This window comes from Rheinheimera sp. UJ51 (assembly GCF_020819615.1).
Lineage (GTDB): Bacteria > Pseudomonadota > Gammaproteobacteria > Enterobacterales > Alteromonadaceae > Alishewanella > Alishewanella maricola.
On record NZ_JAJHOG010000003.1, the window covers coordinates 273469 to 299209 of the forward strand.

Annotated in this window: 22 protein-coding genes; 6 read left to right on the forward strand and 16 right to left on the reverse strand. The window is 47.1% G+C overall.

What is annotated here, in order from left to right; genetic code table 11:
* Positions 1–73 precede the first annotated feature (73 nt).
* The 5 genes from LMJ53_RS05280 to LMJ53_RS05300 all read right to left on the reverse strand — a co-directional run bounded on the left by LMJ53_RS05280 (position 74) and on the right by LMJ53_RS05300 (position 3781).
* Positions 74–958: a TIGR01777 family oxidoreductase gene (locus tag LMJ53_RS05280; protein ID WP_229585126.1), complete on the reverse strand. Its 885-nt coding sequence runs from the start codon at positions 956–958 to the stop codon at positions 74–76.
* A 71-nt stretch (positions 959–1029) separates the two neighbouring features.
* Complete coding sequence (folX, locus tag LMJ53_RS05285; RefSeq protein WP_420778846.1) at positions 1030–1395, reverse strand: dihydroneopterin triphosphate 2'-epimerase; 366 nt, start codon at positions 1393–1395, stop codon at positions 1030–1032.
* A 78-nt stretch (positions 1396–1473) separates the two neighbouring features.
* Entirely contained in the window at positions 1474–2793 is a 1320-nt protein-coding gene (locus LMJ53_RS05290) for an ATP-binding protein (protein ID WP_229585128.1), read from the reverse strand.
* Complete coding sequence (locus LMJ53_RS05295; RefSeq protein WP_229585129.1) at positions 2790–3470, reverse strand: response regulator transcription factor; 681 nt, start codon at positions 3468–3470, stop codon at positions 2790–2792. The genes LMJ53_RS05290 and LMJ53_RS05295 overlap by 4 nt, the downstream gene beginning before the upstream one ends.
* 2 nt (positions 3471–3472) lie before the next feature.
* Positions 3473–3781, reverse strand: a complete 309-nt coding sequence (locus tag LMJ53_RS05300; RefSeq protein WP_229585130.1) for a PepSY domain-containing protein — start codon at positions 3779–3781, stop codon at positions 3473–3475.
* A gap of 447 nt (positions 3782–4228) precedes the next feature.
* On the opposite strand from LMJ53_RS05300, the gene LMJ53_RS05305 reads away from it, so the two are divergent.
* Entirely contained in the window at positions 4229–4537 is a 309-nt protein-coding gene (locus LMJ53_RS05305) for a ComEA family DNA-binding protein (protein ID WP_229585131.1), read from the forward strand.
* A gap of 16 nt (positions 4538–4553) precedes the next feature.
* Here LMJ53_RS05305 and LMJ53_RS05310 read toward each other — a convergent pair whose 3' ends face one another.
* The 8 genes from LMJ53_RS05310 to LMJ53_RS05345 form a co-directional block, all read right to left on the reverse strand.
* Positions 4554–5780 (reverse strand): EAL and HDOD domain-containing protein, encoded by a 1227-nt coding sequence (locus LMJ53_RS05310; protein WP_229585132.1) that lies wholly within the window; start codon positions 5778–5780, stop codon positions 4554–4556.
* 128 nt (positions 5781–5908) lie between these two features.
* On the reverse strand, positions 5909–7405 hold the full coding sequence (gene putP, locus LMJ53_RS05315; RefSeq protein WP_324295588.1) for a sodium/proline symporter PutP: 1497 nt from the start codon (positions 7403–7405) through the stop codon (positions 5909–5911).
* Between the two features lie 299 nt (positions 7406–7704).
* Positions 7705–9351, reverse strand: coding sequence for a BatD family protein (locus tag LMJ53_RS05320; RefSeq protein ID WP_229585133.1), 1647 nt, complete (start codon positions 9349–9351; stop codon positions 7705–7707).
* Positions 9345–11159 carry a VWA domain-containing protein gene (locus tag LMJ53_RS05325; protein WP_229585134.1) on the reverse strand — a complete coding sequence of 605 codons (1815 nt, stop codon included), beginning with the start codon at positions 11157–11159 and terminating at the stop codon, positions 9345–9347. The genes LMJ53_RS05320 and LMJ53_RS05325 overlap by 7 nt, the downstream gene beginning before the upstream one ends.
* Positions 11149–12135 (reverse strand): vWA domain-containing protein, encoded by a 987-nt coding sequence (locus LMJ53_RS05330; RefSeq protein WP_229585135.1) that lies wholly within the window; start codon positions 12133–12135, stop codon positions 11149–11151. The genes LMJ53_RS05325 and LMJ53_RS05330 overlap by 11 nt, the downstream gene beginning before the upstream one ends.
* Complete coding sequence (locus LMJ53_RS05335; RefSeq protein ID WP_229585136.1) at positions 12128–12628, reverse strand: DUF4381 domain-containing protein; 501 nt, start codon at positions 12626–12628, stop codon at positions 12128–12130. The genes LMJ53_RS05330 and LMJ53_RS05335 overlap by 8 nt, the downstream gene beginning before the upstream one ends.
* A complete protein-coding gene (locus LMJ53_RS05340) occupies positions 12618–13568 on the reverse strand; it encodes a DUF58 domain-containing protein (RefSeq protein WP_229585137.1) in 951 nt (316 codons plus the stop codon). Before LMJ53_RS05340 ends, LMJ53_RS05335 begins: the two co-directional genes overlap by 11 nt.
* Positions 13569–14522 carry an AAA family ATPase gene (locus LMJ53_RS05345; protein WP_226750848.1) on the reverse strand — a complete coding sequence of 318 codons (954 nt, stop codon included), beginning with the start codon at positions 14520–14522 and terminating at the stop codon, positions 13569–13571.
* 215 nt (positions 14523–14737) lie between these two features.
* Between LMJ53_RS05345 and fadI the strand changes: the two genes are divergently transcribed.
* The 3 genes from fadI (at position 14738) to LMJ53_RS05360 (ending at position 18553) form a co-directional block, all read left to right on the forward strand.
* Positions 14738–16048 carry an acetyl-CoA C-acyltransferase FadI gene (gene fadI, locus LMJ53_RS05350; RefSeq protein ID WP_229585138.1) on the forward strand — a complete coding sequence of 437 codons (1311 nt, stop codon included), beginning with the start codon at positions 14738–14740 and terminating at the stop codon, positions 16046–16048.
* Positions 16048–18183, forward strand: coding sequence for a fatty acid oxidation complex subunit alpha FadJ (gene fadJ, locus LMJ53_RS05355; protein ID WP_229585139.1), 2136 nt, complete (start codon positions 16048–16050; stop codon positions 18181–18183). The genes fadI and fadJ overlap by 1 nt, the downstream gene beginning before the upstream one ends.
* Before the next feature lie 172 nt (positions 18184–18355).
* Complete coding sequence (locus LMJ53_RS05360) at positions 18356–18553, forward strand: hypothetical protein (RefSeq protein WP_229585140.1); 198 nt, start codon at positions 18356–18358, stop codon at positions 18551–18553.
* A 14-nt stretch (positions 18554–18567) separates the two neighbouring features.
* Here LMJ53_RS05360 and hdfR read toward each other — a convergent pair whose 3' ends face one another.
* Positions 18568–19416, reverse strand: coding sequence for an HTH-type transcriptional regulator HdfR (gene hdfR / locus LMJ53_RS05365; RefSeq protein WP_229585141.1), 849 nt, complete (start codon positions 19414–19416; stop codon positions 18568–18570).
* Positions 19417–19545: 129 nt separating this feature from the next.
* Between hdfR and maoP the strand changes: the two genes are divergently transcribed.
* Entirely contained in the window at positions 19546–19893 is a 348-nt protein-coding gene (gene maoP, locus LMJ53_RS05370) for a DUF413 domain-containing protein (RefSeq protein WP_229585142.1), read from the forward strand.
* A gap of 43 nt (positions 19894–19936) precedes the next feature.
* Here the strand turns inward: maoP and LMJ53_RS05375 are convergent, their stop codons facing one another.
* Together LMJ53_RS05375 and LMJ53_RS05380 are read right to left on the reverse strand one after the other, a co-directional pair.
* Positions 19937–22186 carry a putative bifunctional diguanylate cyclase/phosphodiesterase gene (locus LMJ53_RS05375; protein ID WP_229585143.1) on the reverse strand — a complete coding sequence of 750 codons (2250 nt, stop codon included), beginning with the start codon at positions 22184–22186 and terminating at the stop codon, positions 19937–19939.
* 65 nt (positions 22187–22251) lie between these two features.
* Positions 22252–25017: an insulinase family protein gene (locus tag LMJ53_RS05380; protein ID WP_229585144.1), complete on the reverse strand. Its 2766-nt coding sequence runs from the start codon at positions 25015–25017 to the stop codon at positions 22252–22254.
* A gap of 219 nt (positions 25018–25236) precedes the next feature.
* Between LMJ53_RS05380 and sixA the strand changes: the two genes are divergently transcribed.
* The gene (gene sixA, locus LMJ53_RS05385; protein ID WP_229585145.1) at positions 25237–25728 is read left to right on the forward strand and encodes a phosphohistidine phosphatase SixA; all 492 of its coding nucleotides are present in this window, start codon (positions 25237–25239) and stop codon (positions 25726–25728) included.
* Positions 25729–25741 lie beyond the last annotated feature (13 nt).

Consider the following 25741-nt stretch of genomic DNA (forward strand, 5'->3'; position numbering starts at 1 on the left):
GTAGAAGCCGCTAAAACTACAAAACCCCTAACAATCTGTTAGGGGTTTTGTTATTTCGCTTTTTGCTTTGGCATCACAATGTTAATGCCGCTAAGGCCTGCGATAGCTGCGGATAACGGAAGGTAAAACCGGCTTTCAGTAGTTTTTGCGGCACCACGCGTTGCCCGTAAAGCAAAATGTCGGCCATTTCACCAAACAACAAGGTCGCCATAAACGCAGGCATTGGTAATACCGCAGGGCGTTTTAGGCGCTTAGCGAGCTCCGCCGTGAAAACTTTATTGGTCACTGGGCGCGGAGATACGGCATTCACCGGGCCGGTTATCTCGTCGTTTTGCATAATAAAGTCGATAAGGTTCACCATATCGTCTAAATGGATCCACGACATATATTGCGTGCCGTCACCCATTACCCCGCCTAAGGCCATTTTGAACGGTGGTATCATTTTGGCTAAAGCGCCCCCGTCTTCAGCCAGCACAATACCGGTGCGCAATAATGCAACTCGTGTTTGCTCACTACTGGCTCGCATCGCCAAGTTTTCCCATTTCGCACAAATATCGTGCGTAAACTCAGGGAAGAAAGCGTCGTAGTTTTCCGTGATCTCGGTATTACCCTGCCTGCCATAAAAGCCCGTAGCAGAGCCACTGATCAGCAATTTTGGAGGCGTTGTGGCTTGACTGATCAGTTGGCTAAGTTGCTCGGTTAACTGCCAACGGCTTTGGCAAATAAGGTCTTTTTGCTTTTCGCTCCAACGGCGCTTAGCGATAGGTTCGCCAGCCAAGTTCACCACCACATCAATGGTATTAAAATCCGCTTCTGAGAGGGCATTAATATAGTGAATATTGCTGTTAGCACTTTTACGGCCGGTACGGCTGAGGATCAGCAGTTTGTGCTCAGCTTGCCAAAGTCGTACTAAAGCACTGCCGATTAAGCCAGTGCCGCCAGTAATGAGGATCTGCATATCAGGTACCCTTACTTACGTTGTTGTTACAAACAGTTGTAACACATCAACCTTTATTGAAGTATAGCGGGTTATTTGTTAACCGATAAGGTTAGCGAAACAGAATCGGCAAAACGCAGGGCATGCGGTTTGTCGATTTCCACTTCAGCGTAGCTAACAGAGGCATGCGCACTGGCTAAAGCGAGGACATCAGAGGTGAGTTTTTCTAATAAACCAAAGCGATTGTTTTCAACCAGGGCAATAATTTGTTTGGTGATGGTGCGATAATTTAGCGCGTTAGCCATATCATCGGTTTGTGCGGCTGTTTCTGCGCGATAAACAATTTTAGCGTTTACTACTACGTCTTGTTTGTTCGCAATCTCATCTTCGTTAATGCCGATGTAAGTGCGTAAGCGCAGGTTTTTGATTCTGATTGTTGCCGGATTAAGATCCATAATAATACCCTTAATTAATTTTAACTGCTTACGCTACGCTAACGCGCTGCGATCAATCAGTACAGTAATTTGTTTAGGTATTTAGGCATCGTCATTGAATACAAGGGTAAAACAGGCACCGCCTAACTCACTGTCGCTAATGGTAATGTTACCCGAGTACGAGTTTACCAGTTCAGAGACGATAGATAAGCCGACGCCATGGCCTTCGACATAGGTGTCGAGTCGTGTGCCACGCTGAAACAACTCTTGGCGATTTTTTTTCGCAATGCCAGGGCCATCGTCTTCGACGATAATTGAAAAGGGTTGTTGGCCGATAGTTACCCGCACTTGATGACGGCTGGCTTTACAGGCGTTATCCAGTAAGTTACCCAACACTTCCATTAAATCGGTTTCATCACCACGGAAAAAGGCCTCTTCGCTGCACACTAGCTCAATTTCACAGCCTTTATCACGGTAGATTTTTTGTAGGGCGTTAATTAGCTTTTCAAGCAGTGGTAAAATCAGCGTTTCTTTTTTCCAAATATCCTGTCCTGAGCTACTGGCTTTTTTTAGCTGATGCTCGATCATCGCAGTAATGCGGTCAATTTGCTCTTTTAGTTCAGGCTGCTGAGCTAAAGGGGAGGTTCTCAGCACCGCTACCGGGGTTTTTAAGGCATGCGCTAAGTCACTTAAATGATTGCGATATCGCAGCTTTTGGCGGTTTTGACTGGCTAATAATAAATTCAGATCTTCTTTAATAACACTGAGTTCAGACGGATAATTGCCCATTAAGTGATCTTGTTTACCGCGTTCAAGTTGTCTGATTTCATGGTCCAAGCGGGTTAACGGTTTGGTCGTCCAGTAATAAGCCAGAATACTAAGCAGTAATAAACCTAACGCAATGCCAATAAACCAACGTAATAGTGTTGAGCGGAAGCTTTTGTGTGGTGCGAGTAACAATTCTGCGGTTTGCACCACATGAATGGCGAGCGGGCGAGCGCTTTCACCAGAGTCAAACAAAAAAGCGATACTGAGAATTTGGAATTGGCTGTCTTGCTGCTGTTCAGCATAAAAAATATGCTGCCCTGGTACTAAGGTTATATCTGGCACACGAAAGCTTTGATTAAGCGAAGAATCGGATTGCCATAACAGCTGTTTACCGTCGGTAACATAAGCACTTAAACCCGAGTCTGGCCGATAGAAGTCGGGGGCCAGCGAGTTGTTGGTTAATTCTATTTTGTTATTATCCAAGTTAAGCTCAGACAAAATGGCGTACATATGTACTTCCATTTTTTGTTCCGCATTGGTTAACAGCTGCGTGTGAAAGGCTTGCTCAATAGCCAAAAAAGAGCTGGGCAACAGCAATACTAACAATACTGCGCTGACCAGCCCTTGACGGAGCTTAAGAGGGATAACTCTCATTTACTCACTTGTAAATTAAAGCGATAACCACGGCCACGCAGTGTTTCGATCGGTTTTAGCTCGGCATCGGGGTCGAGCTTTTTACGTAACCGCAGTACAAACACTTCAATAACATTACTGTCTAAATCAAAGTCTTGATCGTAGATGTGCTCGGTCAATTCAGTTTTAGAGATCACCTTGCCTGGGTTAAGCATAAAGTACTCTAGCACTTTATATTCATAGGCGGTTAAACTCACTTCGGTTTCACCCAGCCACACCTGTTGTGTGCGGCTATTTAAAGAAATAGGACCCGAGCTTAGGGTCGGATCCGGTTGACCGGCTGCGCGGCGGATCAGTGCGTTACAACGGGCTAATAACTCTTCATTGTGAAAGGGTTTCGTTAAATAATCATCAGCACCAGCATCTAAACCTTCCACTTTTTCTTGCCAGCTGCCACGCGCCGTTAAAATGATGATGGGGGTTTTTAATTCTTGTTTGCGCGCTTTACGGATCACCGATAGGCCGTCTAGCTTGGGTAAACCCAAATCAATAATGGCCAGATCATAAGGGTATTCGGATAATTTAAACCAACCTTCGGCACCATCTACCGCCAGATCAACGCTAAATTGTTGTTGTAACAGGTCGTTCTTAATTTGCTCAGCTAATAATTTTTCATCTTCGATGACTAAAACTCGCATGCTTAATCTTCCCTTTTAACACGGCCGCTGCGGCCATCGACAATAACATTAACAACTCGACCATCATCTTGCATCACTCGCACACGATATTGTCGAGATTCTGCTCTTACTTTTAAAATGCGGCCAGGGAAACGTTGTTGCGCTAATTGTGCGGCAGTTTCTTTAGTAATGTCTTTTGTGGGTAAGGCAGTGGGTTGTTTTGCTGGTTCTTTGTTATCACTCAACAACATAGCGCTATCGTTTGCCTGCACGGGCGCAACAAGCACCAGCAGCAAACTGCAACTAAGTAAAAATGTGAGTATTTTTGTCATATTATTCAACCCCCTAGACAGTGTGGAACACCGCTACGACTGGTAAGGTGTGTTAACTACAGGTCTTGTTTAATCTGTAGAAGCCACAAAGTAATGCGCTGTGATTGGCATAAGCTAACCGCTGATTTATCTCTAACTTGATAATCTGTTTGTATATTCTTGCTAATGTACTGAAATATTATGTTGGCGGCAATCAGCAATGTGCCAAGAATAGGCGTTGATGGCTTAATTCAACCTGAATGTGAATGTAGCCATTTAATTAATTTTTTTAAAATAAAGTTGCAAAATAATTTAATGCGTCTAGATTTAATGCGGTCGGTAATTTTGCTTGCGATGTCTGCTTTGCGAATGCTGTAGCTACCAGCGGCTACCGACTCTGGTAGGTAAGTAAGGTTTATGTCAGTGTTAACTGCTGCGGCATCCAGCCATTTCGGGAGGAAAGCTGTTATGAAAAATGTTATTGTTGCCACATTGCTAGCTACTGCCGTATTGGTAGCTAACCACAGTTTAGCCAATAGTAATGTTCAAGAAGTCACTAAAGCGACGGCTAGCCAAGCGACAAGTAAATTACGCTTGAATCAAGCCAGTGTAGAGCAACTGGTTGCCGTGCCAGGTTTAGGCAAAGTGAAAGCAGAAGCGATAGTGGCGCACATTAGTGAAAAAGGCGCCATTAACAGTGAAGCGGATCTGACTAAAGTGAAGGGCATTGGTCCAAAACTGGCGGCACGCGTGGCGCAATATGTCAGTTTTGACTAATGGTTAAGGCAAAGCCTTAGGCGAGTTCGCCTAAGGCTTTCATTTGTTCGTTAGCCCACTGCACCGCTTTATGATAGGCATCGGGTACTTTTTCAACAGGTAGATTCAGTTGTTTGATGGTGTTCGTCGCTTCCGCCCAGTGCGCCGTTTCGTAACACTGAATTAAGCGAATATAATCGGCAAGCACACCTTCTTTATTCACTAACGCGTTTTTGATATCAGCTGCCAGCGGTAACTTCTCCATGACGCTTTCAATCGACTCATCCAAAATCGCATCCATTAACGACATCATACCGGTTAAGAAGGCTTTCTCTAACGGTACTGTGCCCGATAACGCCGCTAAGCCTTCAGCAAAGTTTGCCCGAGTCATGGCCATTCGCATCAATTCAGCCGGTTTGTCGGTACTGATTTGCGCGGTAAACAGCAAGGATAAAAATTTCTTTAACTCAACCTGACCCAGCACCACAATAGCGTGCTTAATGGTATCAATTTCTGCGCGGCGGCGGAAAATGGCCGAATTGCTGTAACGTAATAATTTATAAGACAGCGTCACATCGCGTTTAAACACTTCGGCGATTTGCACTAAATCCATATCGGCTTTTGATGTTTCATATAACAGCTCAGCTAAGGCTAACTGAGCTGGAGACAGCGCTTTGGCTTGCATCATTTCCGGTTTAGAGAAAAAGTAGCCTTGGAAATAGGCGAAGCCTTGCTGCATCGCTTGTTGAAACTCTTGAATCGTTTCCACTTTTTCGGCTAATAATTTGATATGCGGAAAGTCGGCAATCGCCGTTTTAATCTCTTCAATTTGTTCGCTATTGGTGCTGCGAAAATCGATTTTGATAATATCAATGTAAGGGTAAAAATGCCGCCAAACATGTTTGTGCTCGTAATCGTCGAGCGCCAGAACATAGCCTTGCTCTTTAAGATGCTGGCATTCTGCTAGCAGGCGTTTGCCCGGCTGCACCGTTTCCAGTACTTCAATCACTACCTGTTCTTTTGGCAGCATACTGGGGTATTTTTTTAGCAGTGTTTCTAGTGTGAAGTTGATAAAGCCCGGTTTATCGCCCAGAAAGTCGTCTAAGCCAAAGGCAAATTGACTGCCTTCAATCATTTTTGACGTGGCTTCATCACCATCAATGTCTGGAAATGCGTTATCGACGCCATCCCGAAATAGCAATTCATAGCCGAAAAGCTCTTTATTACGGTCCAAGATCGGTTGGCGTGCTGCATAAAAAAACATTCGTGAGGTTTCTCCGACAAGTAAACTTTGCTTAATGTAACAAAACGCTGGCTATGAAAGCCAGCGTATCTTCACCACTATCAGTAAAAACAGCCTGTTTTGTCACAGGCTGTTTCAATTATAGCGCATTAAGTGTTTGCTTTTAGGGTAGTTAGCATCTTAGTGAACATCTGCTGCACACTTTCTGATGGCATTTTACCCATTAAGCTGACAACAATAATGGCTATAGTGCTGAGGATCACCCCTGGTACAATTTCGTACATGGTAGCACTTAGCGTTTGACCATTAATGCTGATAGGTAAGTAGATCCACAGTAATACGGTGCCCGCACCAACAATAATACCGCTAAGCGCACCGGCAAACGTCATGCGAGGCCAATACAAGCTCAGGATAATCAGTGGGCCAAAGGCCGCACCAAAACCGGCCCAAGCATTGCTCACTAATTGCAGTACTGAACTGTCGCGATCGTAGGCTAGCGCGATAGCCACTAAGGCCACTAATAATACCGATAAACGACCCACCACCACTAATTCTGTTTGAGTGGCGCTGCGATTTACAAAGGTTTTATAAAAGTCTTCGGTTAACGAGCTCGATGTTACCAACAGCTGTGATGAGATGGTACTCATAATGGCCGCTAAAATAGCCGCCAGTAAAAAGCCACTGATCAGCGGATGGAATAAAAATTGTGAGAAGACAATAAAAATGGTTTCAGGATCGGCGATGTCCATTTTGGTTTTCGCCACATAAGCGATACCTACAAAACCGGTTGTAATGGCACCGACGATGGTCACAAACATCCAGCTCATACCAATGCGACGAGCCGTTTTGATATCTTTAACCGAACGGATCGCCATAAAGCGTACGATGATATGCGGCTGGCCAAAATAGCCCAGGCCCCAACTAAGCGCCGAGATAATCCCCAGTACTGAACTGCCGGCTACCCAATTCATTAAATCAGGGTTGATGTTAGTGACAATCTGGTTAACTTCACTGATCCCGCCAAGGTGATCGATCGCCACAATAGGCACTAATACCAAAGCGATAAACATTAAACAGCCTTGCACAAAGTCGGTAATGCTAACCGCCATAAAGCCGCCAATCAGGGTGTAAATGACCACTACACCCGCAGTAATATACAGGCCCAGTTCGTAGTTAAGATTAAACGAGCTTTCAAATAATTTACCGCCGCCAACGACACCTGAAGAGGTGTACAGCGTAAAGAAAATAACAATAACTAAAGAAGAGACAATGCGCAGCATGCGCGTTTTGTCTTCAAAGCGTTTTTCAAAGTAATCCGGAATGGTAATCGCATCATTGGCTATTTCGGTATACACCCGCAGCCTTGGAGCAACAATCAGGTAGTTCAGGAGGGCACCAATTAATAAACCGACCGCTATCCAGGTGCTACTGAGACCAGAAACATACATGGCACCGGGTAAGCCCATTAACATCCAGCCACTCATATCAGAGGCACCGGCAGAGAGCGCTGTCACGCCAGGGCCGAGTTTACGACCACCAAGCATATAGCCTGAAACATCATTATCTGTGGCATTGTAGGAATATAAACCGATGCCGATCATGGCAAGAAAATAAATACCCAAAGATATTAGGGTGGCAGTTTCCACTACGCGAGCTCCTTTTTTTAGTTTTATTAGGCATTACAACGAGGTTAACTGACCAGGTAATTAACCTTGAGTGTATCTCGCTATAATGATGATTGAGCTGACGTTTGCTGACGCGGCAACCCTTTCAATGCCCATCAGCAAAAGTCAAATCACGTTAAATGTTAACAACTAGGCTGCTCAGATACCAGTCATTTTCGGTAATGCGGTCTCAGCCGCAGGTCATTCTAACGTAAAGCCCCGGTAGCTAACACAGGGGCTTTAGGTATTCAGTAAGTTATTATGGGGTTAACCGCAATTTATCAAGGATAAAGTGACGCCAGCCCTTGCGGCGTAGGCTGTTTTGCCGGCGCTTGCCATTGCCGCCAATGCTGATAAAGGCTGTCGCCCTGCCACGGGTTGTCGGTGTTACTGTACAGTTGTTGTTCCAGTTGCTTTAACTCGGCTAATAAAGCCTCATCTTGTAATTGGCCCATGAGCTGCCCTAAAGAGCGGATCGAGGGGCCAAATTGTTGTTGCCCCCAAAGGAGTAATTGCTGTGCCGCTGTTGCTGCATCACCGGCGGCACAGGCTTGTTGTAGCAAGCGATTATCCGCCATCACTTTGGCGCTGCGTACCCTGTTTGCCGTTGTCGGTTGCGCAGAGCGTGACTTTAAAAAGTACAGGGCGATCAGCATAGACGCAAGCCAGAGCAGGCTAAGTAAGCTTGAGGTGTAATTCCATTGCCAAGGGTTGCTAGCCACTGACGGTGTGGCAGCCATTGGCGCAGGCAGCGTGTTGCCTGTAGGTGTGGCGCCTGCTGCTGCAATAACCTTAAAGGTACGTGCAGGTAACACCGTAGTTTGTAATTGATCCGTTTGGCTATTCCACCAAGCCAAACTAATTTCTGGCAGTGTGACTTCCCCCTCAGCATTAGCAATTAAAGCCGTGGTAAACACTTTTTGCGCGACCAAGCGGCCATTGCGTTCAGCGCCGACACTTTGCGGTTGTTCATCATATGAGCGTAATTGCGTGGGCAGTGGCTGAGATAACTCGGGTAATTGACTGGGCGACACATCTACGGCCGATAAGGTAATGATCCGCGTAACGGGCTCGCCGACCACTAATTCGGTGTTATTAGGTTGCCATTCTTCGGTCAGCGTGACTAAACCGGCGACAAGCCAATTTCCAGGGAAATCATCTGGTTGCGGTAATACCTGCAGGGTAATGGGGTTGGCTTCCTGCATCACGGTTTTACTGCGGGCAAAATAATTGTAGTTGCTGTTATCACGATCAATCACTTCACCGGTAAATACCGGCGGGTTAATCACCATATCTCCGCTGCGCTGCGGGATAACACTATAACGACGGGTAATAGTGCGATAACGCACGCCATTAACAATAGCGCTGCCTTCGGCATCTTGACCCACCCGTTTAATCTCGGCGCCTTCAAGTTGCGGTTCAGTTAAGGTGCCGCGCTGTAAATCACCACTAAAATAAATCACTACATCGTAATACAACATTTGTTGCACATAAACGTTATTGGTGGCAATTAAATTGGCTTCAACAAACAGCTCGCGTGAGGCATCTTTTTTTATTGGTTGGTCTAACACTTCCACGGTGAGCGGTAAAGAACGAATACCGTTAATTTCAAAAGACGGGATAGTGAAAATACCGCTGTTAAGCGGAAATAAGGTCAGTGACCAGCGGGTACTTTGGCTACTTTGGCCGTTAATAATTTGCGTGCTTTGGCTAACCGACGGCGCCATAACGCGGAAGTGTTGCTCTAACTGCCGATAATTTAAGGCGTCAGCCGATAAACGGCTATCTGCCGTGACAACCAAGGTGATGGCTTCACCGGCCAGTGCCGGGTTTTTATCCACTTCACTGGTGAGTGAACTAAAGGCCGCCAGCGGCATGCTCATAACCAGTAACAGAAAAATAAAGCTGTTAAATACCGATGTCACCATTCCTGACGAGCTCCTGGAGGGGGTTGAGTACGACGTTTCTGATGTTCTAATAACATTCTGTTGCGCAGTAAAATACCCGGATCATCCTGTACCTTGCGCAGCAGGTTTTCTAGCTCTTGTTGTTGCTCTGGCGTGGCATTGGGCCAGTTTTCAGTAACAACTTGCTGTTTATTGCTTGGCGGTTCGTCGCCGGGTTGCTGTTCTGTTGCTTGCTGCGCGGCTTGTTGCTCACGTTGTGCGGCGTCTTCTTGCTGCTCGGCATTTTGCTCGGCTTGTGCGCTGCTATCACCGGCACTGCCATCTTCTGCTGAATTTTGCTCGGACTCAGCCGACTCTTCAGCGTCTTGCTTTTCAGATGAAGCGTCGTCGGCAGCATCGCCGTCTTGCTGACCTTGTTGTTTATCTTGCTGTTGCTGATCTTGTTGTTGCTCTTGCTCTTGTTGCTGTAACAACTTGCGCATCAGCTCAGCATTGGCCGCCGGTGATGGCGCCTCGGGATCAAGCGCCAATGCTTGTTCGTAAGCCGCTAAAGCTGCTTCATATTGCTGTTGCATCGCTAAGGCATTGCCTAAATTGTGCCAGCTATCCACCGAAGGGGCGTCGTTGCTGGCTCGCTGATAGGCTTCTGCGGCTGCGGCATAATCTTCGGCCCGGTAAGCGGCGTTACCTTGCCATAGAGGATCACGAAACTTCTGTTGAGCTTGTTGATAGTCTTGTTGCTGATAATCCTCTACGGCTTGCTGTTGTTTTGTTTGCCATAAATCACGCCAACTTGCGGCATCTGCTGGGGGTAGATATAACAAGGGCAAGATCACTAAAATAGGGGCTTTACGCGCTAGCCACAGTGCTAAGGGTAAGAGTAACCACACCAAATAAACGGCATTGTCTTGCCATTGGTCGCCTGTCATCAGGGGCTGTGGCTGTCTGTCATCATATTGCTGTTGGTTTTGTTTCAGTAGTTGTTGTAAATCCGTATTATCGGCGCCGGCTTGCACTAAGCTTCCGCCGGCTTGGCGAGCTAATACGCGCAGTTGTTCAAGAGGAACACGAGGCATCACAACACCGCCTTGAGCATTTTTCAGCAGCTCGCCATTTTCTAAACGCACCACTGCACCTTCGGCTTGACCAAAAGCCATGATGGCTAATTGATGTGGCCAATTGTTCAGTAATTGCTGAATAGACTGATAACTGTCAGCATCAAAGCCGTCGGTAAACAGCACAATTTCACCGCTGGGGTAACCGGCTTGTTCTAATAACTCGGCGGCTTGCTCTAGCGCGCGTAGCACATTAGAGCCCTGAGCCGGCATCAATTCTGGGCGTAAGCTGGGAATTTGCAGGCGGATATTATTGTGATCCGGCGTCAGTGGCGAAATCACAAAGGCATCGGCGGCGTAACTGATTAAACCCAGATCACCTTCTTGTAGCAAATCAATAAAATCTAAAGCTTTAAAGCGTTGCTGTGTGAGGCGATCGGGCGTTAAATCTGTTGCCCGCATTGATAACGACATATCCATGACTAAAACCGTGGCTTTTTTCACCGTTAAGGCCGGCTGCGGCAGTTTCTGCCAGCTGGGACCACTTAACGCTAATACGGTCAGCAGCCAACAGCTGGCTAACAGCGGCAGAGCCCAAGGTTGGCGTTGCTGAATATGTTGGCCCAACAACATCACGTGCTGTAAATGCGGGGCAATCAGTTGTTGCCACGGGCTAGTATCTTGTCGCCGCTTTTGCAGTAACCAGCAAAGCAGTGCCAGTGGCAGCAACGCCAGTAACCAATAAGGTCGTAAAAAATGAAAGTCAGCGAACATCTTTCGTTACTCCAGACCAATTGATACGCCGAACCGCTAAAAAGCATGAACAGAGCAAGGCGAGGGCCAATGGATAATGCAACAGGCTGCGCTGTGGCCGAAAGGTCAGCTCTTCACGCTCAATCGGTTCGAGTTCATCTAATAACTGATAAATTTCTCGTAATTCTTTCGGGCTGCGAGCACGAAAGTAGCGTCCGCCGGTGCTTTCAGCTAATTCTATCAACAAGGGCTCATCTAAATCTTGCGACGGATTGATATTGCGCTGTCCGAACAGGCTTTGCTGGATCATTTGTTCTGCACCTAACCCAACCGTGTAAATTTTTACGCCCGCCGCTTTAGCCAGTTGCAATGCTTCTCGGGGTTGAATATCGCCGGCATTGTTAGCACCGTCACTGAGTAAAATCAGGACTTTATTGCTGGTTTCAAAATTATTAAAGCGTTTTACCGTTAAGCCAATGGCCTCACCAATCGCAGTGCGCTGGCCAACCAGCCCGATAACGGCATCATCAAGAAATTGCTGCACTGTGGCAAGGTCAAAGGTCAACGGGGTTTGCTGAAAAGCGGCATCGGCAAATAGCACTAAACCGATACGATCACCTTGGCGCGCTTGAATAAATTCACTCAGTACCGTTTTCATGGCTTTTAATCGGGTGGTATTACCCATCTCCAATCGCATATCGGGGATATCCATTGAGCCGGATAAATCAATCGCTAACATGAGCTCGCGCCCGGGCTGTGGCAAGCTTACCGGCTCATCCAGCCAGCGGGGCTGTGTGGCACTGATCACTAATAACAGCCAAATCACCGCTAATAAAAAATGACTGACGTTGCGCTGCTCGGCTTTGGCTTGGTTGGCACTGCCTAGTTTAGCTAAAGCCGGTAAATTAAGGGCACTGCCATTGCTCTGCGGTTTTTTCTTAAGCAGCAGTGGTAACGGCAAGGCTAATAATAACCAAGGATAAGCGAGATCAAGCATGGGTGCCGCCTTGCTTAAGTGGGCTAAACCCTTGTACAGGATCTAATTGTTTAATGATGTGCTGGGTTGCCAGCCAAAATTGCTGTTGCAGTGCCGTTTTATCTGGCCCGGGTGCTTGATAAAGCAGGGTAGCCAAAGGCGGTAGCGGCAACTGCGCCGGTAATTGCTGTTGTAAAAAAGCTTGCCATTGCTCGGTGCTGGCGCTTAACAGCGGGTGGCTGGGTTGATAGTGCTTTAACAGCCGTTTTAACAGCACATTTAATTCGGTGGCGGCTTGCGGCGATTGCCAATCAATGTGTGCCAATTCGGCCAGTGCCGCGCGTTTCACCCGCGATTGCTGCTTTGCCCGATAGCGCCAAAATAATAAAGCGGCTAATAACGTTAATGCCAGCACGGCGAGCAGCCAATAACCTAGTGGCGGCAGCATACTGCTTAAGAGTTCAGGCTCATAAATATCCGCTAATTGCGGCAGTAAATCGTGTTTATCGGCCATGATAACGCCTCGACAATTGGGTTAATAACGGTTCAGCACTGCTGATGCTAAGCCATTTACAGCCGAGTTGTTGGAGTTGCTGTTGCATTTTTTGCATGGTCTGTTGTTGCTGTTGTTGATAGCGTTGCTGCAGCTTGCGATCGCCAAGTGCCACCAACAGTGGTTCTGCATTGGCTTGCACCAAGGCAGAGCCTTGCGCTTTGGCAGGCAGTTGTTGTTCTAGCGGGTCGACCAACTGACAGCAATGCACTTCATTATGCTGTCGGATCAGCTGTAAATGGCGCATCGCTTCATCATCTAAGGCGTTAAAGTCAGACAGCACATACAACAGGCTGCCTGGGCGCAATAAGCGGCGCACTTCAGCCAGCGCTTGCGCTAAGGATAACCCTTGCGCAGTGGTGTCGGCTTGATGCACATCGACTAAGGCTTGCAGGTAGCGCAATACGCCACGCGTGCGACTGGCCGGCTTCAGTAAACGATGTTGCTGCTGACTAAAGACAATGCCGCCAAGTTTATCGCCATGTGCTTTGCTGTGCCAACTGATCACCGAAGCGAGATGCGCAGCTTGAATCGATTTTAATAATAAGGTGGAACCAAAGCGCATACTGCTGCTCAGATCGGTAAGAATAAACACCGGCCGTTCTTTTTCTTCACGAAATAGCTTGGTGTGCACCTTGCCGGTCCGTGCGGTAACACGCCAGTCAATCGCTCGCACGTCATCGCCAGGCTGATAATGCCTTACTTCGTCAAACTCCATGCCGCGACCTTTGCTTTTGGCCAAATAACTGCCGGCCAATTTGCTTTGAATGGCAATCGTCGGGCGCAGATCCAAAAGTTGCGTATGGCGCTGATACCACAACAGCTCAGCTAAACCAAGGTGGTAACCGCTGGCTTGTAGGGTGGCTAACCATTGTGAAGGCGTGGGTTCAGGCATGTTCATTTATGGCACAGCGACCTGCTGTAAAATTTCATCGAGCACGTGATCGGTACTGATCCCTTCTGCTTCTGCGGCATAGGTCAGAATTAAGCGGTGGCGCATCACATTATGGAACACCGCTTGAATATCTTCAGGCGTAACAAAATCACGCTCTTGTAACCAAGCACGGGCACGGGCGCAGCGATCTAACGCTATGGTGGCGCGCGGGCTGGCGCCATAGCCAATCCAACTGGCCAGTTTACTGCTGTAAGCGGCAGGTTGACGACTCGCCATAATCAACTGCACCATATAATGTTCAAGACTTTCCGAAAGGTGTAACTTTAAAATCGCTTGGCGGGCGGCAAAGATTTCTGCTTGGCTGATCGGCTTTGCCGCTGCAGCCGCTTCGTGCCGAGCTTCGGCGCGGGTTAGGCGCAAAATGGCTAATTCGGTTTGGCTATCAGGATAATCCACTTTTAAATGCAGTAAGAAGCGGTCGAGTTGTGCTTCTGGTAAGGGGTATGTGCCTTCTTGCTCTAGCGGGTTTTGTGTGGCCATCACTAAAAACAACTCCGGTAACGGGTAGGTATTACGCCCAACGGTAACTTGTTTTTCGGCCATCGCTTCCAGTAAAGCAGATTGCACTTTGGCGGGCGCACGGTTAATTTCATCCGCCAAAATAATATTGTGAAACAATGGGCCTGATTGAAAAGCAAACTGGCCGGTCTCTGGCCGATAAATATCGGTACCTGTTAAATCGGCAGGCAGTAAATCTGGGGTAAATTGGATCCGATGAAATTCGGCTTCTACACCCTGTGCCAGCGCGTTCACGGCGCGCGTTTTCGCTAACCCCGGCGGCCCTTCTACTAATAAATGACCATTGGCCAGTAAGGCCAACAAGATCCCTTCGGTCAGTGCTGGCTGCCCCAGAACTTGACTGTCTAAATAGCTTTTTAGTGATGCAAATGCCTGAACCATAATAATGTTAGTCTTTTAGTCAATAAGTGAATGATTTTTGCACAATTAATGGCAAAGCTAGCTACGCTAAGATGTTATAACCTTTATAAGGTTCCCGGTAGCAGAAAACAAGAGTATTAAAACAACTGTTTTAATTTTTGCTGAGTGTGGTTACAATCGAGCTACACTCAGAGGTCAGACCTGTAATCAAACAGAATTGCAAAAAGAGGATCACTATGGCTGCGCCAATTAATCTCACTACTCGGCAGGGCGAACGTATCGCCATTGTGGCTGGGTTACGTACCCCCTTTGCTAAACAGGCAACGGAGTTTCACGGTGTGTCCGCCTTGGACTTGGGCAAGTTAGTGGTCAATGAATTATTGATCCGCACCGAATTAGATCCTGCTTTAATTGAGCAGGTGGTGTATGGCCAAGTTATCCAAATGCCAGAAGCGCCCAATATTGCACGTGAAATCGTGTTAGGCACCGGTATGCCATTGCAAACCGACGCTTACAGCGTAACACGGGCTTGTGCCACTAGCTTTCAGTCGGTGGTAAGTGTTGCCGAGTCGATGATGGCGGGCATTACCCAAGTTGGTATTGCTGGCGGTGCCGATTCAAGTTCAGTATTACCTATTGGGGTCAGTAAAAAACTGGCACGCGCCTTAGTGGATTTGAACAAAGCCAAAACGCTCGGCCAAAAATTAGCCATAGTGCGCAATTTAGGTCTAAAAGATTTAATGCCAGTGCCACCGGCCATTGCGGAATACAGCACGGGCTTATCGATGGGCGACACGGCAGAGCAAATGGCCAAAAGCCATGGTATTAGCCGTGCAGCACAAGATGAAATGGCGCACCGTTCACACAGCTTAGCCGCGGCGGCGTGGCAATCAGGCAAGATGACTGGCGAAGTGATGACTGCGCATGTTGAGCCTTACAGCCGCTTTTTAGACATGGATAACAATATCCGAATGGACTCTAAACTTGAGTCTTATGCCAAATTAAAGCCGGTGTTTGACCGAGCGCATGGCACGGTAACTGCGGCTACCAGCACCCCTTTAACTGACGGAGCCTCGGCGGTATTGATGATGACTGAAGGTCGAGCCAAAGCGCTCGGCTATAAACCGCTGGGCTACATTCGTAGTTATGCTTTTGCGGCCATTGACGTATGGCAAGATATGTTAATGGGGCCATCTTATGCTACGCCAATTGCGCTGGCTCGGGCAGGCATGAACTTAGCCGATCTTACCTTAATTGAAATGCACGAAGCTTTTGCTGCGCAAGCGCTGGCCAATATGCAGATGTTTGCCAGTCGCAAGTTTGCTAAAGAACAGCTGGGCTTAGATCAAGCGATTGGTGAGATTGATATGGCGAAATTTAACGTCAATGGCGGCTCTTTGGCATATGGACACCCATTTGCGGCGACGGGCACGCGCTTAATCGTGCAAACGCTGAATGAATTAAACCGTCGCGGTGGCGGCGTTGGCCTTACTACGGCTTGTGCAGCCGGTGGCTTGGGTGCGGCAATGATTGTGGAGACAGAATAATGAGTGACAGCAACAGCTTTAGTTTAGCGGTACGCGACGATCATGTAGCCATTTTAACCATGGATATCGTTGGCGAAAGCATGAACGTGTTAAAAGCCTCTTTCGCGACTGAAATTGAGCAGCTATTACAAAAAATTGCCAATGACAGCAAAATCAAAGGCGTGGTGTTTATCAGTGGTAAAGCGGATTCGTTTATTGCCGGTGCCGACATCAGCATGCTAGACAGCTGCAAAAGTGCAGATGAAGCCGAAAAAATTGCGCAAATGGGCCAACAAATGTTTGACCGTTTGTCTCAGTTGCGTGTGCCTGTGGTTGCCGCCATTCACGGCCCTTGTTTAGGTGGAGGCCTAGAGTTGGCTATGGCATGTCATGCGCGTATTGCCACCGACAGCCCGAAAACGGTGTTAGGTTTACCCGAAGTACAACTGGGCTTATTACCTGGTAGTGGGGGAACGCAACGTTTACCTAAACTGGTAGGCGTACAAAAAGCCTTAGACATGATTTTAACCGGTAAACAGCTGCGTGCTGCGCAAGCAAAAAAAGCCGGTTTGGTCGATGACGTGGTGCCGCAGAGTATTTTGTTAGAGGCGGCGGTTAAAAAAGTTTTGGCGGGTAAACCGCCGGTAGTGGTTAAAAAGCAAAGCTTATTAAACAAGCTGTTAGAGCAAACCTCGCCTGGGCGTAAGCTGGTGTTTTCGCAAGCGTTAAAACAAACCTTAGCCAAAACGCAGGGTAACTACCCGGCCGCATTAAAAATCATCCGGGTTATTCAAACGGGGGTTGAGCAGGGCTACAACCAAGGTTTGGCCGCCGAAGCCAAAGCCTTTGGTCAGCTTTGTATGACTGCCGAGTCGGCAGCACTGCGCAGTATTTTCTTTGCTACCACGCAAATGAAAAAAGAAACCGGCGCTGGCGCCGTGATCCCTCAAAAAATTCATAAAGCCGCTGTGCTCGGTGGTGGCTTGATGGGCGGCGGTATTGCCAACGTTACAGCGACTAAAGCCGGTTTACCGGTGCGCATCAAAGATATTAGCGAGAAGGGTATTAGTGCAGCGCTGAAATACACCTATGATCAGCTGAATAAAAAAGTAAAAAAGCGCTTTATGCGCAAAACCGACATGCAAAAGCAGCTACTGCGGATCACCGGCACCACCGACTTTAGCGGCTTTCATGATGTTGATATCGTGGTAGAAGCGGTATTTGAAGATTTGGCGTTAAAGCAGCAAATGGTTGCCGACATTGAGCAACATTGCCCTGAACACACCATTTTTGCTAGTAACACCAGCTCGTTGCCTATTCATCAAATTGCGGAAAAGGCAGCCAGACCTGAGCAAGTGATTGGTTTACATTATTTTTCACCCGTGGATAAGATGCCATTGGTTGAAGTGATTGCCCATGAAAAAACCTCAGCGCAGACCATCGCGACGACCGTTGCTTTTGCCCGTAAACAAGGCAAAACGCCCATCGTGGTGAAAGATGCAGCTGGTTTTTATGTCAATCGCATATTAGCGTTGTACATGAATGAAGCCGCAAATATTTTATTAGCGGGTGAATCCATTGAAAAAATCGACAAAGCTTTAGTGAAGTTTGGTTTTCCGGTCGGGCCTATTACCTTATTAGATGAGGTGGGTATCGATGTTGGCGCGAAAATTTCGCCGATCTTAAGTGCTGAACTGGGCGAGCGTTTTACTGCCCCCGCCGCTTTTGAGAAGTTACTGGCAGACGGTCGTAAAGGTAAGAAAACAGAAAAAGGTTTTTACCAATACGGTAAGTCAGTGAAAAAAGGCAAAAAGCTGGTGGATGAATCGGTTTACAACGTACTGGGTGTTACGGTGGCACCGGCGCTGAATGCAGATGAAATCGCCAGTCGTTGTACCGCGCAAATGTTAAATGAAGCAGTACGCTGTTTAGATGAAGGTATTATTGCTTCAGCGCGGGATGGTGATATCGGGGCTATCTTCGGTATTGGTTTCCCGCCGTTTTTAGGCGGGCCGTTCCGCTATATTGACAGCTTAGGCGTAAATAACTTAATTGCGACCTTACGTCAGTTAGAAAACCGCTTTGGCAGTCGTTTTACGCCGTGTCCACGCTTGTTAAAAATGGCCGAGCAGGGCGAGCGCTTTTATCCAAACTAAGTTAAAGCAACCGCCCTGGTTATGGGCGGTTGTACTTTGCAATAAGGGCCTTAGGGCCCTTTTTACGTTTATGCGACTAAAGATTAACAGGAAGACGTCAAGATCGCTGTTATAATCAGCAATACAGTAAGGACTGACCCGTATCAACAGTAAAGCAGCAAAGGGGGCAATTGTGGTTGTAGTGCCATTAGTATGGTTAATGGTTGTTATAGGCGTATACATTGCGGCCTTACGCAGTGGCATGCGAGCGTTGCAATGGGCCATAGCGGCCATATTCACCGGGCCTTTATTACTGCCGCTGTTTAACAGTTACAAACGTTTAGCCATTCATCGCGCCCGCACCAAAAACGCGCGTATCTTCAGGCCTTAATTCGCCGGCCGGTGTTAGGTTTGCCATTGCTGGAGCAAGCGCATCACTGCTTGCAGTTGCGGTTGATATTCTTTATCAGTTAAATAGGCTGCATATAAGTCGAGCGTTAAGCTGGGCGTTGCCTCAAGCGGTTTTAAGGTACCTGCAGCCAACTCTGCGCTGACAAACTGCGCGGGTAAATAGGCACAGCCGCCTTGTTGTAACAACCAGGCTTTGGCCAAACTGGCGCTGCTGGTTTTTAACTGTATCGCCTGCTGTTCGGCAAAATGACGCTGGTGTTTAACGTCAAAGCTGCTCCCCCAATCGACATAACAATATCGTTGATCGGGTTTGCCCGCGGCTTGTTGTTCTTGGCAGCTACTGACCGGCAGTAAGGTAATTTCGGTTAATTTAACCAGCGTGATCTCATCGGTTTTTGGTGGATCAAATAAGATGGCAATATCTAATTGATGTTCCAATAATTGGCGGGTACTGGTTTCACGGTTTAAACTGTCAGTACGCCAGGTAACATCGGGTTTTGTGGCGGCTAAAGCTAAAAACACCGGCAGTAACACGCTTTCCCACAAGTTGGCTGTTGCGCCGAGTGATAATGGCTGTAACTGTTGTGTGCTTTGTGCCACATCCTGACGGGCGCGTTGTAACGCACTTAGCATGGTTTGGGCATGGGGCAGTAAACGTGCACCTGCCGCCGTTAATTGAATATTATTGCGATGGCGCACAAACAGATGAACACCGAGTTGTTGTTCCAGTTGTCGGATACGAAAACTCACCGCCGATTGGGTTAAATAGAGGTTCTCAGCAGCCTTCCCAAAATGTCGAGTATGCTGTACTTCTAAAAAGGTTTTTAATAACTCAGTATCCAAAATGATTCCTTTGTGATATTTATCGTAAGCATAAAAAATTTTTGTTTTACGACAGGAAATTTGTTAACCATACTCCGCACAGTTTAAACAGGCTGGCTTGATATTCAACGAGATGAGAGGAAAAAAGTGATGCAGCAAAGTTTTGTCGCTAATCGTCGCTTTTTCGATGACCGGAATTTCCCACGTGGTTTTACCCGGTCAGGGCGCTTTACTCTGGCAGAGGGTAATCTGTTAGAGAAACATGGTTTGGCAATGCAGCAACTGGATCAAGGTGCTAGAGCGCCAGTCAACGAAGAGGAAGAGCGTTTTCTGCTCGTCTGTCGCGGCGAAGCTGAAGCAACGACACCTTATGAGAAGACCTGGCAAAAGTACAAACAACGCTTAGCAGAAAAGCGTAAGTTCCATACCGTATTCGGTAAAAAACGCATTGCGGATGGGGCAGACGATTTCTCTTACGTTGAAACAGATTCTGATTAAAAAAAGCCCCTGAGGGGCTTTTTTTATATCTACTGTTTGGCTGCTACCAATTATTACCGTTTGCTGTCAGGCTTAAACGGGGTTTCTTTTGCTCTTGTAAAAAAGCTGCAAAATCGTCCGCCGACAGTGGCTTACTGTAATAATACCCTTGAATAATTTCGCAGCGCAGTTTTCTTAGCTGCTCTAATTGTTCAATGGTTTCAACGCCTTCAGCCACCACCGATAAACTTAAGTTATGCGCGATGGTCACAATCGTATCCACCATATTGCGGCCACGGGCGCTATTCATATCATCAATAAAGGCTTTATCAATTTTCAGCGTATTTAATGGGAATTGCTTTAAATAGGCCAGTGATGAATAGCCGGTGCCAAAGTCATCCATGGCGAGGTGAATACCGCGAGCGCGCAGTTTTTTCATGGTGTCGATGGCCAGTTTCGGCGATTCCATTACCGTGCCTTCAGTGATCTCTAATTCTAGGTGATAAGACGCCAATTGGGTTTGCTGTAAAATATCGTCGATTTGATCACATAAAAACGGCAGCATAAATTGCTTAGCCGATAAGTTTACCGCTACCCGTCCATGAAACAACCCTTGGTCAATCCAGCGGCGCACATCTAAACAGGCTTTGCGCAACACCACAGTACCAATATCGACAATTTGTCCGGTTTCTTCTGCAACCGGAATAAAACTCGCTGGGCTGACTAAGCCGCCTTTGGGCGTAATAAAGCGCACCAGCGCTTCCATACCGACCACTTTACCGCTGAGTAAGTCCATTTTCGGTTGATAGAACACCGTAAACAGATCTTCTTTTAAACCATGGCGGATTAAATTTTCGACTTGCAAGCGTTTAACCGCTTGTTTGTTCATGGTGTCATTAAAAAACAGATAACGATTCGCGCCAGCGCTTTTGGCGTGATACATCGCGGTATCGGCGTTGCGTAACAGCGCTTGTGGATCTTTGCCGTCTTCTGGAAACAACACGATACCGATACTGCTGGTGACGACCAGTTCATGTTGCTCGATAGCAAAAGGCGTATTAATTTGCTGCAGCATGGCTTTGGCAACACTGGTAATGGCATGAATATCATTGGTATTGCTTAGTAAAATGGCAAATTCATCGCCACCTAACCGATATAGCTTTTGCCGGAACAGTTTGTTGTTGTGCAGTCGCTCAGACAATTTACATAACAGCGCATCGCCTAATTCATGGCCGAGTGAGTCGTTAATTTTCTTAAAGTTGTCTAAGTCGAAAACTAAAAGCGCATGCTGGGTGTTGTCTTTGACTAAACTGGCCAGTTTATTCATAAACACCGCCCGATTGGGCAGTCCGGTCAACGTATCGCTGTTGGCCAATCGATTGAGTTCAGCATCACGTCGTTTGCGCTCTGAAATATCAGAGAATACGGCGACATACTGAGTGATAAAGCCTTGTTCGTCTTTAATCACATCAAAGGTTAATTCAGCTTGATAATAATCACCGTTGGTTTTGAGTTCACGGATCTCATCACTCCAGCGGCCTTTTTGTACCAAGGTTTTTTCAATTTCTTGTAAGAAGCGCGGCGGATATAAGCTAAGTTTAAAGCGGGTTTGTAGCACGCTTTCCCGAGTATTACCGGTAATGCTGCTAAACGCGGGGTTCACTTCGATAATATTAAACTTGGTATCGCAAATCACCACGGCATCTGAAATGTTTTCTAGACAGCGTGCAAATAACTGCATTCTGGCTTCGGCTTGTTTTAACTGACTAATGTTTTTCAGCGTGCCGGTCATTCGTTGTGCTTTGCCTTCGCTGTTATAGGCAACAACTTTGCCGCGATCTAATACCCAGATGTAATTATCGTCTGCCGTGCGTAAGCGATAACTGGATTCAAAAAACGGGCTATTTCCGGCCAGATGCTGCGAGAGGGCGCTACTGACACGTTCTAGATCTTGTGGATGAATTAAATTTTTGTTCGGAGGAAAGTTTTTACCTTCAGGCGGCGCAGACAGGGGTTCAAGCCATGCGCTGGAGCGATACAGCTCGCCACTTTCGATATTCCAATCCCATAACTCATCACCGCTACCCCAAATGGATAAGCGTAAACGCTCTTCACTTTTTGCCAGAGCTTGATGGTAAGTGCGCATGCGACGTTGATTAAATTGGGCAAGCAAAAAACCTGCAACGGCAATCGCCATCACAGTGTAAAGCAGATAAGGTTCAATGATGGTCCAGTCGATTACTGTTGCCGCAAGATACGGCGAAAAAAAAGCCAGTAAAATCAAACTACCAAGCGTAAATTTTTTATAAGACATTTATTATTGTTTTAGCGAATACTGAAGCTAAGTTAACGAAGATCAGCAGGGCTGTCAAAGCAAATTCAGCCCCGTGTTAGTTTATCTAGTAATTCAGTTTTCAAGAGGGTTTTTACATGGCTATGGCTGGGCGCCGGATCGGTTGCTAAAAACAGCACATCGTAGTCGGGTGCGAGCAGTTGTTGTAAAAACGCAATAAAGGCTTGCCGGCTTAGCGTTGCTAAGGCCTGTTGAATATCTGCGGTAAGACTAAACTGATAATCTTGCTGACCAAGGGCTAGCCACAAGCGCTTGGCACGTGCGCCTAAACTGGTATCACGCTCGGCCAATTGCGATAGCATACTTTGTTTTAATGCGGCGAACTCGTCAGACGTTAACTGCTGAATTTGTTCTAAAAACTGCTGAAAAAACGCCACTGTCGCGGCATACAGTTTATCTGCTGTTGAGTCGGGCGATTGTACGTAAAAGGCTAAACCTGGCAGGGTATTAATCGGCACATAACCGGTACCAACTAAATAGCCTAACTGTTGCTCTGTGCGTAATTGATGAAAATAGCGTGGCGACATCACATGGTTCGCCAACATAAAGCAGGCCATTTGGTCGGCCGTTTTTTGCTGAGCCGCAATATAAATCACAATGGCATGGTCGGTTTGACCACAGGCGACACTTTGCAACCAAACCGGGCCAAGATCTTTAATGCCGTTTTGCCGCGCAGGCAAAGCAGGGCCGCTAGAGTGCTGTGCCGCTAACCACGTCACTAATAGCTGCTGTAAATCGGCCGCGGCCGTAGCAGGCCAGTTGCCCACCAGTAAAGCTTCCAGATGGATCTGTTGTAACAGTTGCTGCTGAAATTGCTGAAACTGCTCAAAGCTTAATGCCGCTAGGGTGCGTTGTAATAAATCTAACTCAGGGTTTTGCGGCTGCAAAATGGCTGATAACTGACTAAATAACTGGGCGACGGGTTTATTTTTACTGCTGTTTTCCCAGTGTCGGCACAGTTGATGTTTGAGCTCATTAAAACGCTGTTCACTAAATTGAGGCTCGGGTAATTGGCTTAAAATATCGCTGAGTAAACGAATTTGGTTCGCGGTCAGGCCAGAGGTTTGTAAACTGACACCTTGCCGATGCACATGCAGATAATAATTTAACCCCGCAGTGGTCGCGGCATACAATTGCTGGTTAAAGCGATCCAGCACCAGTTCTACCCACAAGCGAGTGGCAGCTAACTGCGTTAAGGTTTGACAGCTATTAGGCAAGGTTAGCTGCACAAAGATATGGCCTTTGGGGGTGTTAAAATCCGTGTCGGCTTTATACCAAATGTGCAGATCATCACGCTGACATACCGCTTGCGGTAACGGCATATGCGCACTGTCCGGCAATAACGACAATTCGGTTTGTAAATACGGATTCGGCGCTGGCAATTGCATGGCGCCTTTGAGGGGTTGTTGGCTTAATTGCTCAAGCCACTGCTTATCTAAACGGACAATACTGTAGGGGGTATGATACCAGCGCGCTTCACGATTAACCGGCACCTCATCGGCCACCAGCATAATGCGCATATTGTCACTTCGAAAATATCCCAGCAGTTCTTGATACAGCGCCTCGGGCGGCAATTCCATGCGATAATCGCCGAAAATAATATCCTCAGGCGCGTAATGCTGCATATTTAGCGATAAATCGCCCGCGGTTTGTAAAGCGCTACTGGGCTCATAAAATTGAAATGACCATTGTAATAAGCGTTGCCGCTCGATAAACAGCGCTTGATTGAACCCGGATTGTTTTAGCAGCTTAATTTGACTGAACAGTGCTGCCACAATATCGCGATAATGCGCGCGGCCACTGGCAGTCAGTTCAAAGGCGACGGTGAAATCTTTGTAATTACTGCCATCAATACCGCCACCGGCACTTAATTGATTAACCAGCTCGCGATCTTTTAAATAGGCCAGTAAAGAATGTTGCCCTTCATCGCCCAGCAGATGTGCGATAAAACTCACCAGTTTATAGCGGTACCATGGCTGAATATCAGGCATGGCAAAGCTAACCACCAAACGGCTGCTGCTTTTATGGGGGCGGATATTTAATTGAATCCCTTGCTGTTCAGGCAAATACAATGGCACCTGTACCGCAGGTTTTTTCGGAAGATGCGTTGGCAGTGCCGCAAAATGTTGCTCGGCCAGCGTGGCTAATTCAGCAAGTGATTGAGGACCCACTAAGCACAAACTCATGCGGCTAGTGCTGTATTGCTGCTGATAAAACTGGCTGACGGCTTGTTGCAGGCTGTTGTTCGGTAAATCGGCGAGTGTTTGGGCATTCCCTACTGAAAATTTAGCAAAAGGATGCGCAGGGTTAATGCTTTCTTTGTGCGCTTGATAAATGCGGCGGCTATCATCTTTGAGTTTCATGGAAAACTCAGCTTCGATAGATTGCCGCTCTTTATCAACGTAGCTGGCGCTAAACAACGGCGCACTAAGCATATCACCAAAACGGGCCAGGCCTTGCGCAAAAGCGGCGTGTTCAATATCAAAATAAAAATGACTATGCTCGGTACCCGTCCAGGCATTATGGCTACCGGCATGTTCACTGATAAAGTGTTGAAACCCTCCTGCGTCGGGATAGTGTGCCGAGCCTAAAAACAGCATATGTTCTAAAAAGTGCGCGAGGCCTTCTCGTTCTTGCGGATCGTCAAAGTGTCCGACATTAATGGTTAAGGCGGCGGCACTTTTTTCACTGTCAGCTTGGTGAACCAAAAGCACAGGTAAACCGTTAGCTAACTGCAGATAGCGGTATTGCTTTGGATCATTTGGACTTTTTATTAGTTCATTATGTTGCAAAGCGGTTCCTTTATTCAACATGGGTGCTTGTTGACGATTGCGGGTTATCCGACGAAAGTTTCATAGCGATAAGTAATAACTAAGCGCTATATTATGCACAAATGATAGTTACGCTGACGGCAGACTTTCTTTATCATAGCGCACTATTTTCACCTGACGCATGCTAATTTGCTCAATAGCAGACTGAATGGGACAAAACAGCAGTATGGTAACAATTTCATGGTAAATCTCGTGATCATGCGACATGGCGAAGCACAGCCCTATGCGGCGGATGACAGCTTACGGCAATTAACACCAGACGGTCAGAACGATGTGCGGCAAATGGCCTTGTGGTTAAAAACGGTCTATGCCAATTTCGATTATGTTTGGAGTAGTCCATACCTACGTGCCCAGCAAACAGCTGAGTTAATGTTAGAGCAGCAGCCCGCAGAATGCCAATTTACGCTAATACCCGAATTAGTGCCTGATGCGCCAGCGCAAACAGTGAAGGCGCAAATTGATGCCTTATTGTTAGCCCAACCCAACGCTAAGCTGTTGTTGGTATCACATATGCCGTTGGTGAGCTTTTTAGTTGAAAGTTTAACTGAGCCTGGCCAAGCTCCAATTTTTAGCACCGCCTCGTTAACTTGTATCAGTTACCAGCCAGGGCAAGGGGGCGTGGTGCAAGAGCGTAATCGGCCACTGGCGTTGTCGGTATTACCCGAAATCTGAAAGGCGCACGGCG